Annotated in this window: 10 protein-coding genes and 1 pseudogene; 1 reads left to right on the plus strand and 10 read right to left on the minus strand. The window is 59.0% G+C overall.

Annotated features, from left to right (window positions below; all coding sequences use genetic code 11):
- Positions 1–181: 181 nt before the first annotated feature.
- Positions 182–550 (minus strand): hypothetical protein, encoded by a 369-nt coding sequence (locus Q4T40_20075; protein ID MDT8903531.1) that lies wholly within the window; start codon positions 548–550, stop codon positions 182–184.
- 198 nt (positions 551–748) lie between these two features.
- Between Q4T40_20075 and Q4T40_20080 the strand changes: the two genes are divergently transcribed.
- Positions 749–1,150 carry a hypothetical protein gene (locus Q4T40_20080; protein MDT8903532.1) on the plus strand — a complete coding sequence of 134 codons (402 nt, stop codon included), beginning with the start codon at positions 749–751 and terminating at the stop codon, positions 1,148–1,150.
- Between the two features lie 11 nt (positions 1,151–1,161).
- On the opposite strand, the gene Q4T40_20085 is transcribed toward Q4T40_20080, so the two are convergent.
- The 9 genes and pseudogenes from Q4T40_20085 to Q4T40_20125 all read right to left on the minus strand — a co-directional run bounded on the left by Q4T40_20085 (position 1,162) and on the right by Q4T40_20125 (position 13,393).
- The gene (locus tag Q4T40_20085) at positions 1,162–1,734 is read right to left on the minus strand and encodes a hypothetical protein (GenBank protein ID MDT8903533.1); all 573 of its coding nucleotides are present in this window, start codon (positions 1,732–1,734) and stop codon (positions 1,162–1,164) included.
- Between the two features lie 19 nt (positions 1,735–1,753).
- On the minus strand, positions 1,754–2,824 hold the full coding sequence (locus Q4T40_20090) for a hypothetical protein (protein ID MDT8903534.1): 1,071 nt from the start codon (positions 2,822–2,824) through the stop codon (positions 1,754–1,756).
- A gap of 132 nt (positions 2,825–2,956) precedes the next feature.
- Positions 2,957–4,381, minus strand: a complete 1,425-nt coding sequence (locus Q4T40_20095; protein ID MDT8903535.1) for a helix-turn-helix transcriptional regulator — start codon at positions 4,379–4,381, stop codon at positions 2,957–2,959.
- A gap of 251 nt (positions 4,382–4,632) precedes the next feature.
- Positions 4,633–6,699 carry a copper-translocating P-type ATPase gene (locus Q4T40_20100; GenBank protein MDT8903536.1) on the minus strand — a complete coding sequence of 689 codons (2,067 nt, stop codon included), beginning with the start codon at positions 6,697–6,699 and terminating at the stop codon, positions 4,633–4,635.
- A gap of 379 nt (positions 6,700–7,078) precedes the next feature.
- Positions 7,079–7,768 carry a response regulator gene (locus Q4T40_20105; GenBank protein ID MDT8903537.1) on the minus strand — a complete coding sequence of 230 codons (690 nt, stop codon included), beginning with the start codon at positions 7,766–7,768 and terminating at the stop codon, positions 7,079–7,081.
- Positions 7,765–10,467 carry a sensor histidine kinase KdpD gene (locus Q4T40_20110; GenBank protein MDT8903538.1) on the minus strand — a complete coding sequence of 901 codons (2,703 nt, stop codon included), beginning with the start codon at positions 10,465–10,467 and terminating at the stop codon, positions 7,765–7,767. The genes Q4T40_20105 and Q4T40_20110 overlap by 4 nt, the downstream gene beginning before the upstream one ends.
- Before the next feature lie 199 nt (positions 10,468–10,666).
- Positions 10,667–11,797: a sodium ion-translocating decarboxylase subunit beta gene (locus tag Q4T40_20115; protein ID MDT8903539.1), complete on the minus strand. Its 1,131-nt coding sequence runs from the start codon at positions 11,795–11,797 to the stop codon at positions 10,667–10,669.
- Between the two features lie 70 nt (positions 11,798–11,867).
- Positions 11,868–11,993: pseudogene (locus tag Q4T40_20120) on the minus strand (OadG family protein).
- 113 nt (positions 11,994–12,106) lie between these two features.
- Positions 12,107–13,393 carry an SLC13 family permease gene (locus Q4T40_20125; GenBank protein ID MDT8903540.1) on the minus strand — a complete coding sequence of 429 codons (1,287 nt, stop codon included), beginning with the start codon at positions 13,391–13,393 and terminating at the stop codon, positions 12,107–12,109.
- Between the last annotated feature and the right edge of the window lie 45 nt (positions 13,394–13,438).

Below are 13,438 nucleotides of genomic sequence, written 5' to 3' on the forward strand. Positions count from 1 at the left end.
ATCTGAAGGTCACTTGCATCCTTCGCCGTCGAGAACTACAGCCGCTCGCTTGTTTTGCCGCTTCACACTTCGATCTGGCGTGTGAGTGTATTCTACATACCATGAAGTAACTCTTCCCGGGAAGAAAAACACCGGCCGGAAATAAAGAGGCTCCGAGTGGTCCCCGGAAGCCTCGCGCGACTTACTGTTTGTACTTGTTGCCCTGAATGCCGTTCTGCCGGTGACGGGCGTAGCCTTCCCCCCGGTCCCAGAAACCGTTGACTATTTTGTCGCCGTTGAAAACGAACTGAAACTGGTTTACGACGCCGCCATTGGAGCGCCAGGTCCCGCTCAGCACATTGCTGCCGGGGGCGAACGTTCCCTCCAGGGTGCCGGTGCCGAAGGTGCCGGTTACTTTGCCGCCGTTCTGGGACAGGGTCATGATGCGGGCCATCCACGACGCATGCCATTTGCCTTCCACGTTAGGGGCCGCCAGGGCAAGGCCGGGAGCCAGAATGAGAGCAAACAACAATAGGCTGAGAGACAGGCACATTACGCGATGCAGTTTCATTGGCAAATCCTCCTCAAAAAAATAGTGATGCAGCATGATGCTTATATGATAAGTTACCGCCGGGAGAAAATATATCACCCGGAAGGGTGATTTGGGCTGGAGCCAGGCCGGAGAAAAGCGGAAAATCCCCCGTTCGGGTGATACACTTCCGCCGGAGGAAATGCTATGCTGAAGAAAAATTACGGGGGTGGGTCAAAAATGTATAAACGCCTGTTGGTAACCGTTCTGCTGCTGTTGTTCGTTTTTCCCTGCGTCGCCAGCGCGGCCAATCTGACCGGGAAACTGACCTATTGGAAACAGGGGAAGGAATATCCACTGGTCAACGCCACCGTGGTCGTCGGGAAAGATATCTGGCTGAAGGACGACGGGGCGACCGATGTGGTGAAGGGCGCCGTCACGGCGAAAACGACCACCGACGGAAACGGAAGATTCGTTTTGAGCGGCCCGGCCGGAAATTACCTCATGATTATCTGGAAAGCGAATCACATCCCGAGCACCGGTATCAACGTTTCTCTTCCGGGCACGCAAAACGACAGCATTTCGTACGACAACCAGGTGGGCGCCTCCGGCCGCCATGTTTACCTCAGGTTCGAGAAGTAGGCGGCTAGGGGTTATTTGCCGGGGCAACGGGCGGCGACGATCGCCGCGATCTCGCCGTAGTTGTCGTCCGTGCAGAATACGGCGATCGATTCGGTAAGCCTGCCTCTTACGAGGATGACATGCTGCTGCGGGCGGTATGTCACCTTCCGGATGTCGCTCCATTTGAGGAAGACCGACTGCCGCGACTGCGCCAGCAGGCCGGCGCCGGCCGCGGCCGGCACGCGGGCGAAAAGTCCCAGGAGCACGGCCAGCCCGTTGATGATGAGGTTCGCCTTCGCCTGGCTTTTCTGGGTACGGCAAAGGATGCCCTTGTCGTCGACCAGAAAGGCGGCGTCGTATTTGCCGCCGTACAAGGCCATAATCAGCAGGTAGGTCAGGAGAAAGAGGCCGCCGATAAGCGCCAGGGCATAATACGCGCCTGCGTCCGAGGAATTGCCGGCGAGGAAGAAAAGGAATACGACGAGGATGCCGAAGGGCAGGCCGACGGCAAGCGCCAATTGACGCAGGATGACCCCGTTGCGGAAAATCGGCACGGATATGAGCCATTCCCTGGGGCCGAGGTCCTGCGTATTTTTACCGGTCATCGTCCCAACCCCCATGTTTTTATTTCAGCAGCGGGCATTTGCAGCGGAAGCAGCGGTCGTCGCGGATGTCGTTGAGGCTGGCGCAGGCATTGCAGAAGATGACGGTGTCCTGCGATTTGTCGTATTTCTCGAAGGAGTTGAGCCCCTTGTGGTGTCGCACCCGGTCGCCGATCCGGTAATAGTTGTAAAGGGTATCGTCGTCTTCGCCGCCGATAATGTGCGTTTCGCCGCCGTCGCTGCGGATGACGACGGTATATGAGGTGCGCCAGTCATCCTCGTCGCTGCGCCGGCTTCTTTTTCGCTCGATTTTTTTGTCGACCACTACGCCGTCCCATGTCTTGCTTCTATGCCTGCCGATTATCTGCCACGCCGCGATCGCCAGGAACATGCCGCCGATGCCCAGGCCGATGTAAAGGGCCTCAGGATTGGCCATTTCCCGGCTGGTTTCGCCATAGACGTAAAAGCCGGCGACAGCGGCCGCGGCGAGGATAACAGCAAAGAGCAAAGACCAGCGGTTCGCATTGTTTATGTAGCAGGCAAAAGCCGGATGATCGATTTTAGCGGAATAGCCGATCGTTCCTGAGGCAACCCCGCCGGCCGCCGGTAGCGCCGCCGATGCGGGCATGGTTTTGTCGGGGGCTTCGGTGCCGATAATCTTCACTTTACGCCGCGGCCTGTTTGCGGCGAAGATGAGTAAGGCCCCCACCGCCAGCGAGGCCGCCTTGCCCCAGGAGGGTCGGGCGTTCTCCTCCAGCGTGTTCACCATAGGGAAGGCTTTCAGGTATCTGACCGGAACCGTCTGCCTGCCGGTTGCCTTGACGTAGAGGGGGCCGCCGATGCGGCGGGTGCTGTCGGTTATGGTTCGGCCGTCCGGTGTTTGGAAGGTGTAAGCGAGGATGAACGTGTATCTGTTGGGGGTAGTTTCGTTCCGCTCGCCGAGCTCGCGCCTGATGTGGGTGACGGCCGCGGTCCCCCGCTCGCCGATCTGTCCCAGCGTCAGGCTGATGACGGCCTGCAGGATAAAGCCCGCGCCGAGCAGGGTGATGATTACCTGCAAAACTTTGCCGCCGACCGCATGTTTTATCGCCATGTCCGCCACGCTCCGCCCTGCCGTACTTTTCCACTACAATAATAATGTATGCCGGCACGCGCCGGTATCACCCGGATGAGTGATTTTTGCACAAAAACGGCGCCTTCCTAGGAAGGCGCCGTTTTTCAGCGGCTACTGCATGGGCAGTTCTTCGCTGTTCATCATCAGGTGGAGGAGCTGGTTGCGGTTCTGCACGTTGTATTTGGCGTAGATATTCTTGACATGGGTTTTGACGGTATTTTCGCTGACGTACAGTTCGCTGGCCACCTGCTTGTAGGTCTTCCCGCGGACAAGCAGGGCGGCTATCTCGCTCTCCCGTTCGGTCAGGTCGCCGAGCGTCATCTGCTTCCGCAGGGTCTGCCGTTGCTTGTCGGGCGGCAGCTCGGCAAAAACGGTCAGAAAGACGTGCGTTTTCAGCAGCTTCCCGAGGTGCCTGCCCAGCGGCGGCAGCATGACGAGCACGACGCAGACGACCGACAAGGCCAGCAGAGAGTGGTGAGTGCCATCCCAGTTGAGCGTTCTGCCGGCCATGCCGCCGACCAGCACCCCCAGGACGTTCGCCGCCAGCCCGAAGCCGAAAACCTTGGCCGTGTCGGCCGACAAATCGAGCATTTCCCCGAGGATGCTCCACCAGAACAGGTCGAATATGCCGCAGGCTCCCAGCAGGATGGTATCGATCAACAGATAGGCGGCGACCGAGCGGTCGAGGACGATGAACGCGAGAAAGGAAAACCCCATCATGGAAACAGCGGCGTAAAGAAAGATGTTGCGGTTTACGGTACGCGGCAGATTGCGCATTACGTAAATGGCGGCGATGTAGGGAATCGCCCAATACCAGCTGGCCAGCCAGTCCAGATGGGTGAACGCCGGGTTAATCACCTGATACATGAGACCGGAGTTGAAGGTGATAACGGCGATGAAAAAACACAAAAAGACCAGCGGTCCGGCAATGCCGGCGCGCCCGTACCCGCCCGGTGACCCAACGGCCGGGGCGGCCTCCGCCGTAGGCAGGTGAAGCGCGCACAGCCACGCGCCGGCCAGCGCCAGCAGGCAAAGGGTCAGGCCGGCGTAGGGCGATATATTGACAGCGGCCACGTTGAGGAGGGTCATGAGGAGGTTGGAGCCAATCAGGGCGTCGGCCGCGGTTCTCATCCGCCCGTCAGGCGGCGTCGACGCCCGGAAGAAAAAGCCCCAGGCGGCCACGCTGCCGCCGGCCAGAAAAGAGCTTAAAACGAGACAGGGCGGCCAAAGCCCGGAGGGCGGCAGAAAGAAGAGGACGGTGACCGCGAAGGCGACGACGATGGAAAAGACGATGAATTTTCTGGCGGCCGCCGTGGTTTTGACGAAGAAACCGCACAAAAGTAGACCGGCGCATTGGGCGGCGACGGCCCCGGAAATCATCGGCCGCGGATCGACGCCCACGCTTGCGGCGAGGGCGTACAGCACCTGCCCCTCGAAGGGGAAGGCGAGCAGCCAGGAAAAATAGAGCGAGAAGACCGCCAGGGACAAATGGCGCGCCGATAACGAAGGATAGCCGCCGAATGACTGCAACGTCATCCCCCTGCCTCCTGTTCGAAAAATAAACCGGTTTCTTTTCTGCAACAAATGTGTTATCGGCATTCGGCGCCGGCCACGGGGTTACGAGAGGATTCATTCTCTTACCTGGGCGTTAATTCCTGTTTAGTGAGTTGCAAATTGGGAAGTCTTCTACGACCTCAAGGCGGCGGTGGAGAAACGCAAGGAACACTGGCGCCTGATTACGGACTGACGTCCTCCGAAAAGCCCGACCTCCTGGCTGATTGCAGGAACTAGTGCTCACCCATTTTGAGCCGGCGGGCATTTATTGCCACAAGCACCGTACTTACCGACATCAGCATCGCTCCCACTGCCGGCGACAGCAGGATTCCTGAAGAATACAGTACGCCTGCCGCCAATGGAATAGCCGCCACATTATAGCCCGTCGCCCACAACAGATTCTGCACCATCTTCCTGTAAGTCGCTCGCGACAACTTAATAACGTCCACAACATCCAGGGGATTGCTGCGGATAAGAATAATATCCGCTGTCGCAATGGCAACATCCGCGCCGGCGCCGACGGCGATGCCTACATCGGCCTGAGCTAGTGCCGGGGCGTCGTTAACACCGTCGCCGGTCATGGCGACAACCAGGCCGCGTCCCTGTATTTCCTTGATTTTTTGCACCTTATCCTGCGGCAGAACCTCGGCAATAAACTCATCCATGCCGACTTCTTCGGCCACCTGTCTGGCAACTTCCTTATTATCTCCTGTCAGCATGATACAGCGGATCCCCAGGTTTTTCAGCGCGGCGACCGCCTGTCTTGATTCGGGGCGGATGGTATCGGCCAGAGCGACCGCGCCCACGGCCTCACCGTCGACAATCACGAAAACGACAGTTTTTCCGGCAGCGGACAACTGGTTCAGCCTGGCGTCATGTATGGGAATATGATGCTCTGAAAGGTATCCCGGACTCACCACCTTTACCGCCCGGCCTTCGACCGTTCCCTCTGCCCCTTTCCCCGGGATGGCCCTGAAGTCTTGGGCTTCGGCTAAGTTTTCTGCCGCCGCTACAATGCTCTGCGCGATGGGGTGTTCCGACGCCTGCTCCAGCGACGCCGCGTAGCGCAGCAGCTCCTCGCGCGTCCAGCCCGCAGCAAGGGTTAAGACGTCTGTCACGCCAAACTTGCCGGCGGTCAGGGTACCCGTCTTGTCAAAAACCACTGCTCCTATACCGCGAGCTGCCTCGAAGGCGGCACGGTCACGGATCAAAAGCCCCTGCCGGGCAGCCAGCGACGTCGATGACGACACAACTAACGGCACAGCCAGCCCCAAAGCATGGGGGCAGGAAATGACCAGCACGGTCACCGCCCGCTCGACCGCCCAGGCTACCTCTCGACCGCTCAGAAGCCAGGCGGCCATCGTCACGCCACCGGTAAAGATAGCACCCAGTGCCAGCCAGGATGCCGCTCGATTGGCAAGATCCTGAGTCCTGGACTTACTTTCCTGCGCCTGGCGCACCAACTCCATCATCTGGGCGAGGAATGACTCCTGCCCCGTTTTTTCCACCCTTATCCTAACCGCGCCCTCGCCGTTTATCGACCCACCGATAACCACAGCTGCCACTTGCTTGAGAACAGGCTTTGATTCACCGGTCAACATTGCCTCATCCACCGAAGTTTCGCCGCTTAACACCACAGCATCGACCGGAATCCTCTCACCCGGTTTGACCAGCACGACATCGCCTTTTGCCAGACTTCCTACCGGAACATCTGTTATCGAGCCGTCTGCACCAACGAGATGAGCGTCAGCCGGCACCAAAGAAGCCAATTTCTCAAGTGCCTGTGAAGCTCCCATAACCGATTTCATCTCGATCCAGTGTCCCAGCAGCATGATGTCGACAAGCGTGGCCAGTTCCCAGAAGAACGTCTCACCCGCCAGCCCGAATACTACGAAAGAACTGTACGAATACGCGGTGGAAATCGCGACTGCCACTAAAGTCATCATGCCCGGGCGGCCTTGGCCGATCTCTTGGGCCGCCCCTTTCAGAAAGGGCAGCCCGCCGTAAACGAACAGCACGGTAGCCAAAGCAAAAAGAAAGTATTCATCGCCTGCGAACCGAAGCGACTCGCCCAAACCCGCCCAATGCTGAAGCATCGGGGACAGGGCCATAATCGGCACAGTTATAGCCATACATACATAGAATCTTCGCTTGAAATCGGCGATCATGCCCTCGTGATGCCCTTTATGCCCTCCTTGGCGGCTTGGGGGGGAGGCCCCATTAGCTGTAGAAATATCCTCCACATGATCTTTGGCATGATGAATAGTTTGCTGGCCGTGTTCATGCTGGCGATGTTCCATTGTGGCACCTCCTCGGCAACAGTCTAATTATTATTTCGTAATAATCTTAATATTTACCTCCCTAGATAATCAGTAACCCCGCATTTGCGTGTCCCAAAAGGTCGCCGTACAGCCCCGCAGACCTCCATATCTACCGGACTTTAACTCCCTTGATCAATGACGGATATACCACAAAATCATAAATGCCGCCCCCAAGGCGACCGTACCCTCATTGTCGACATGATTAGTGCTTACCGCTTAGCGCCAGGATGGCAATTGAAGCCACAACGCTCCGGCGCAAGCCGGAGCGTTGTGTTTTACGGTCGGGGCCCTGGCTCCGCCGCGGAGCGCGGCAGCGCTACCATGCTTGGCAAAAAGCCCAATAACTAGGGACGTGCCGTCACCTGCACATCAGTCGGTAGCCCACGCCCGACTCGGTGATAATGTACCGGGGCTGGGTAGGGTTTTCCTCGATCTTGCGCCGCAATTGGCCGATATATATTCTGATGTAGTGGGTATCGCCGCTGTAGCTGCTGCCCCAGACCAGCTTCAACAGCTGTTTATGGGTCAGCACTTTGCCGGCGTGCTGGGCCAAAGCCTTAATGATGTCGTATTCGGTCGGAGTCAGCTTTACTTCCCGGGAACCTACCGAGACCCGCCGCTGGGCCAGGTCGATCTGGAGATCGCCGCAGGTTATCAGCGGGTCGTCCCCTGCCTTCGCTTCCCGCCGCAGCGAGACCCTTATCCGGGCCATCAGCTCGCCCATGCCGAAAGGCTTCGTGATATAGTCGTCCGCCCCGGCGTCCAGCGCCTCGATCTTTTCCTGCTCCTGATCCTTAACGGTGAGGACTATTATCGGCACCTGGGCCCATTCGCGCACCCGGGTGATGACGTCTTTCCCGTCGATGTCCGGAAGGCCCAGATCCAAAATAATAATATCGGGCTTAAAGATGGCCGCGCGGTTGACGCCGTCCTGCCCGGTGGCCGCCTCGTCCACCTCGTAGCCGAACGCTTTCAGGGAAACTCTCAGCAGCTTGCGGATCTGCAGTTCGTCGTCGATTACCAGAATGCGCCGTCCCTTCTCGGTCATGACAGTTCCCGCCTTTCGGAAGACTGGAAGAAACTCGTGTTATCGTTGATCGGGATATCGAAGGTGAAGCTTGCGCCTCCGCCGGGGCGATTTTCCGCCTTTATGGTCCCGCCGTGGGCTTCCAGGATGCTTTTACAGATAGCCAGGCCGAGCCCGGTCCCGCCGATGTTGCCCTCCCGATGCTGGATGCGGTAGAACTTATCGAAGATCCGCACTAATTCGGGCTCAGGAATGCCTATTCCGTGGTCGGCGACCGTAACCGCGATTTTATCTTTCACGACGGAAGCGGTTATTTCGAGCTGGCTGCCCGGGGGCGAGTACTTGGTAGCGTTGTCGATGAGGTTGACCATTACCTGCTCCAAAAGCACGCAGTCGCCGCGCAGCAGCGGTGTATCGGGGGAAATAGCGACGGTTAACGGCCGGTCTTTTATCTGGTCCGTAAATCTGCGCAGCGCCGCCCCGATGATATCTTCGATATCGCACCAGTCGGTTTTCAGTTGGAGCAGGCCGCTCTCCAGCCGGGCGGCGTCCAGAAGATTGGCGACAACTCGGTCCATGCGGTTTGCCCCGTGTTTTATATTTTCAAGCAGCTCTCGTCTTTCTCCCGCGGAAAAGGTGGCTTCCGTCTCCAGCAGAGTGGACGACGAGCCGATTATCAGCGACAAAGGCGTGCGCAGCTCGTGCGACACCGAATTGATCAACGCGGTGCGCAACCGCTCCGACTCCAGCAGCAGCGCAGCCTCCCGCGCCCTCTCGGTCAACCTTACCCTTTCGAGGGCGATCGAGGCCAGCCCCGCCCAGGTCTCCAAAAGGCGACGCTGTTCCGGCGAAATCGTGCTGCCGTCGATATCGACGGCTAGGACGCCCACGGTCGCATCCACCGTGGCCAGCGGCAGATAAAGGCAGTCGGCATCAGGCATGGTATCGGTCGACTTGCCGGCCGACTGCCTGTGGGTATACGCCCATTGGGCGGCCGCGGCTTCGTTTTTGTCGCAACCGGCAGGAGCTTGCCGGTCGTCCCATTTCTGCAATTGTCCCTTCTCATCGGGCATGAAAACGGCGATCCGCCAGCGCAGGGCGTCGGTGGCCTGGCTGATGAATTCGGAGACGATCGTATCCAAATCGATTACGGCGGCGATTGCCCGGCTGAAATCGAACATGGCCCGGGTGCTCCGCTCCCGCTGCCGCGCTGCCGCCGCCTCGTCCCTCAGCACCTCCGTCCTGCGGCCGACCACATAGGAAACGACGACGAACGTTATGAAGCTCAGTACAAACCGGTCGTACACCCGAATCGCAAAAACCGGCGGCACGAAGATGAAGTTAAACACCAAAACGCTGCAGACGGCGGTGAAATACGAAGGCCACCGCCCCCACCAGAAGGCGCTCAAAACTACCGGAATCTGGTACAGCAGGACGATATTCATCAGCTCGAGATGATTCCGCAGCAGCCAGCCCAGGGCGGTTATCGCCGCCACCATCATCGCGCAGCCGGCATAGTGAAGGCGGCTTTGGGGTCCGGCCGGGGGAGCTAAGGATACCGGTGGGGCTGCGGGGCCTGCTTCGTGCGGATTCCTGACAACATAGATATCGGCAGCGAGGCTGTGGCCGGCGAGCTTGTCGGCTACACCGGGGGACAAGAACCGGCGGAGGGGGCCGCGGCATGCCCGGCCAACGACGACAGCGGCCACATTGTTGCTGCGGGCCGTGTCCGCCAAATGCCCGACAACATCCTTGGCCGTAATTATCAGCGTTTTCGCGCCCAGCTCCTCGGCCAGCCGCATGTTTTCGGCTACCTGGCCGCCGCCGCTCCCTATGGCCGACCCGACAGTGTCGATATGCACCGCCAGCCATTCGGTTCCCAGGGACGAGGCCAGACGCCGGCCCGCCCGGATCAGATGGACGGAGAAAGGAGTGGCGTCGACGCACACCATCACACGACCGGCAGCCGGGGGTACCGAGACCGAGCCGCATTCCTTAAGGCGTTTTCCCAGCCCGGGACATTCCCTTTCGGCAGCGAGGCGGAACAACAGCCCTCTGAGAGCGTTGATCGTCTCCGGCCGGAAAAAAGCGTCCGGCTTTCCGACGGTGCCGGGGGGCAGCCATAGACGACCTTCCTTGTACCGCCTTATCAGCTCCTCGGGGGAGACGTCGACGATGGTGACGGTATCGGCTTGCTCGACGAAATAGTCGGGGACGGTCTCCCGGGCGCCGGCGCCGGTGATCCTGGCGGCCGTTTCGCTCAGGCTTTCGATATTGCGGATATCCAAAGTCGTAAAAACGTTTATGCCTGCTGCCAGCAGATCTTCGACATCCTGGAATCTCTTCGTGTGGCGCGAGCCGGGGGCGTTCGCGCGGGCCAACTCGTCGATCACGACAACCGTCGGTTTGCGGAGGATAATCGAGTCTACGTCCAACTCCGCAAAACTGGCGGCCTTGTATTCCCGGACCCGGTCGGGAATTTTTCTCATCCCCGCCAGCAGCCGCTGGAGTTCCGGCTGGCCGTGGGGGTCGATCCAGCCGATTACGATATCGACATTCGCCTGTTGCAGGGCGCGGGCCTTCTCAAGCATCGCGACAGTCATGCCGACACCCGCCGCCGCCCCTAAAAAGACGGTCAGCTTGCCTCTGCGGGCCTTATCGGTAACGCGCGGAGGGGTATTGCCGCATCGCTCGTGTTTTTCGGCCTTGGTCTCGACCATCTTTTACGACAATCCTTTCTGGCGGTTCCGGATTAATTGTATATTTCCGGCTCTCCGGCTGCTCCTCCTTCTTTCCCGGCCAGCCGCCGGCGGAAGGGCTTTTCGGCGCGCAAGGGCCGAAGATTCAACAGCCATTAGTCTTCCCCTTCACCGGCGGAAAACTAATGGCTGACAGAAGGCTATGCAATATTCCGGGACGTTATTTCAGCATCGCCAGCATAGTTCCGGCGGCGACCGCGGTTCCTATGACCCCGGCCACGTTGGGCCCCATGGCGTGCATCAGCAGGAAATTGCCCGGATTCGCTTTCTGGCCGACAATCTGGCTTACCCGCGCCGCCATCGGCACGGCGGAGACGCCCGCGGACCCGATGAGCGGGTTGACTTTGCCGCCGGTCGCGTAATAGAACGCCTTGCCCAGCAGGACGCCGCCGGCGGTGCCGCCGGCAAAGGCCACCAGCCCCAGAACGATGATAAGCAGCGTCTGCACCGTCAGGAAACTCTCGGCCTTCATAGTAAGACCGGTACCGGTGGCCAGGAAGATGGTCACCATATTGATCAGCGCATTCTGGGAGGTATCGGAGAGCCGGTCGGTCACGCCCGATTCGCGGAACAGGTTGCCCAGCATGAGCATGCCCATCAAAGAAGCGATCGGCGGCAACAGCAGACTGATGAGAATAGTGGCCACGACCGGGAAGGCCAGGCGCTCGAACTTGGAAACCGGGCGCAGCTGCGCCATGACGGTCTCGCGCTCTTTCTGGGTGGTGAGCAACTTCATTATCGGCGGCTGGATGAGCGGCACCAGCGACATATAGGAGTAAGCCGCCACAGCGATGGCGCCGAGGAGATGCGGGGCGAGCTTGATCGTCAGATAAATGGCGGTCGGACCGTCGGCGCCGCCGATTATGCCGATAGCGGCCGCTTCCTGGATGTTGAAGCCCAGCAGCATCGCGCCGGCAAGGGAGACGAAAACGCCGATCTGGGCGGCTGCGCCCATGAGCAGCGTGCCAGGGTTGGCGATCATAGGGCCAAAATCGGTCATGGCGCCGACCCCCAGGAAGATGAGCGGCGGGAACACCTCATATTCGATCCCTTTGGAAATGAGCATCATTACACCCGGGTCTTCAAAGAAGCCGGTCTTGGGCAGGTTGGTGAGGATGCAGCCGAAGGCGATGGGCGAAAGCAGCAACGGTTCGAACCCTTTGGCAAAGGCGAGGTACAGGAGGACGACGCCCACGACGATCATTATGCCGTTGCCCAGAGTGAAATCTGTGAAGCCGCTGTCGGCCCAGACGGCCTGCAGGGACACGGAGAACGAATTTATAAGTTCCATCTTGAAAAAATCCCCCAATTTTCACATAGACGTGCGATCAATACGAAAGATGCTATTTATTCGTCGCGTCCTTCGTCGGATCGATTTTTTGGATGAGCTTGATTACCAGGCTCAAGGCGTACAAAACGGCGAATACGACGGTCATGTTGATGATCATAATCAACACGGGGCTGGTGGTTACAGGGGTTCCTTCCATGCTGCACCTCTTTCGGCGTGGTTAAAAATGTCCTGCCAGTGCGCCTAGCATCCTGGCAAAAGGAAGGGGGGAAGGGCGGGCGGACCCGCCACGCCCTTCACCTGCAGTGAAAGCTACTTTCCGGGGAAGAAGGGCCAAACCATCGGGATAATGATCAGCGAAACGATGAAGCACACGATCACCAATCCAGTCCCCGCTTTGACGTAATCCATGAACTTGTAGTTGCCGGGGCCGAGAACGAGCGTATTGGGAGGGGTTCCCACCGGGGTGGAAAAAGCGCACGAAGCGGCGACGGCGATGGCCATCAGAACGGCATGCGGGCTGGCCCCGATGCTTTTGGCGATCGAAATGCCGATCGGCGCGAGGAGGGCGGTGCAAGCGGTGTTCGACATGAACTGGGTCAGACCGCCGGAAAGAGCGAATAATACCGCGGTTACGAAAATCGGGCTGGGTGAGCCGCCCATCAAGTTTACGACGGCATCGGCGATCAGCTTGCCGGCGCCGCTTTTATCCATCGCGGTCGCAATCGGCATCATGCCGGCGAACAGCAGGATAGTGACCCAGTCTATGCCCTGATAAGCCTGCTTTTCCGACAAACACTTGGTCAGGATAAGGATAATTGCGCCGCAGACGGCCGCTATCTCAAGCGTGAACATTTTCAGGTCGAGGGCCATAACGACCACGACGCCGATGAGGGTAAGAGCGGTAATCCACATTTTTGTCGGGTCGGCGTTGCTGGCCATAGCCTCCTTGGCCGCCTCGGCGTCGATCACCACGTCGACCGAGAGGTCGGCCTTGGGCAGCAGGTATTTGCCGACAAACATCATGTACAGAATACCGACGACTGTCAGCGGGACGCCGATCCAGGCGAATTCGAAAAAGCCGAACGGCTGATAACCGGCGTTCTTAAGGGCGCCGGCCGCGATGATGTTGGGCGGCGTGCCGACAAGCGTGATTATCCCGCCCAGACCGGCGCCGAACGCCAACGGCATCATCTGCCGGGAAGCAGGAATGCCGGCGACGGCGCAGATTCCCAGCACGACCGGCATCAGCGCGGCGGTGGTGCCGGTGTTGGAGGAAACACTCGATATAACCGCCGCGATGGCCATCGTGCCGAACATAAGGCCGCCCTCGCTCGTGCCGACGATCCGTACGACGGTCGTGCCGACCTTTTGGGCCAGACCGGTGTGGAACATGGCCGCGCCGATGACGAACATGCCGGCAAACAAAACAACCGTGGAATTCGACAAACCCGAAAAGACGGTATTCATGGGAATGATACCGAGAATGCCGAGAGAAATCGCTCCGCCCATCGCCGTAATAGCCAGGGGAACAGCCTCGGTGATGAACAGCACCGCGACAATCCCGAGAACGATGAGAGTGATTATTGCCGGTGACATATTAATTTTTTTCCTCCCCACATTTTTTCTATAAGCACCGGATAC

This window comes from Selenomonadales bacterium 4137-cl (genome assembly GCA_032334055.1).
Lineage (GTDB): Bacteria > Bacillota > Negativicutes > Sporomusales > UBA7701 > Anaeroselena > Anaeroselena agilis.

Bases quoted from the DNA above. Each gene is read 5' to 3' on its own strand.
- Q4T40_20075 (MDT8903531.1), bottom strand. From the start codon at position 550: ATGAAACTGCATCGCGTAATGTGCCTGTCTCTCAGCCTATTGTTGTTT.
- Q4T40_20080 (MDT8903532.1), top strand. From the start codon at position 749: ATGTATAAACGCCTGTTGGTAACCGTTCTGCTGCTGTTGTTCGTTTTT.
- Q4T40_20085 (MDT8903533.1), bottom strand. From the start codon at position 1,734: ATGACCGGTAAAAATACGCAGGACCTCGGCCCCAGGGAATGGCTCATA.
- Q4T40_20090 (MDT8903534.1), bottom strand. From the start codon at position 2,824: ATGGCGATAAAACATGCGGTCGGCGGCAAAGTTTTGCAGGTAATCATC.
- Q4T40_20095 (MDT8903535.1), bottom strand. From the start codon at position 4,381: ATGACGTTGCAGTCATTCGGCGGCTATCCTTCGTTATCGGCGCGCCAT.
- Q4T40_20100 (MDT8903536.1), bottom strand. From the start codon at position 6,699: ATGGAACATCGCCAGCATGAACACGGCCAGCAAACTATTCATCATGCC.
- Q4T40_20105 (MDT8903537.1), bottom strand. From the start codon at position 7,768: ATGACCGAGAAGGGACGGCGCATTCTGGTAATCGACGACGAACTGCAG.
- Q4T40_20110 (MDT8903538.1), bottom strand. From the start codon at position 10,467: ATGGTCGAGACCAAGGCCGAAAAACACGAGCGATGCGGCAATACCCCT.
- Q4T40_20115 (MDT8903539.1), bottom strand. From the start codon at position 11,797: ATGGAACTTATAAATTCGTTCTCCGTGTCCCTGCAGGCCGTCTGGGCC.
- Q4T40_20125 (MDT8903540.1), bottom strand. From the start codon at position 13,393: ATGTCACCGGCAATAATCACTCTCATCGTTCTCGGGATTGTCGCGGTG.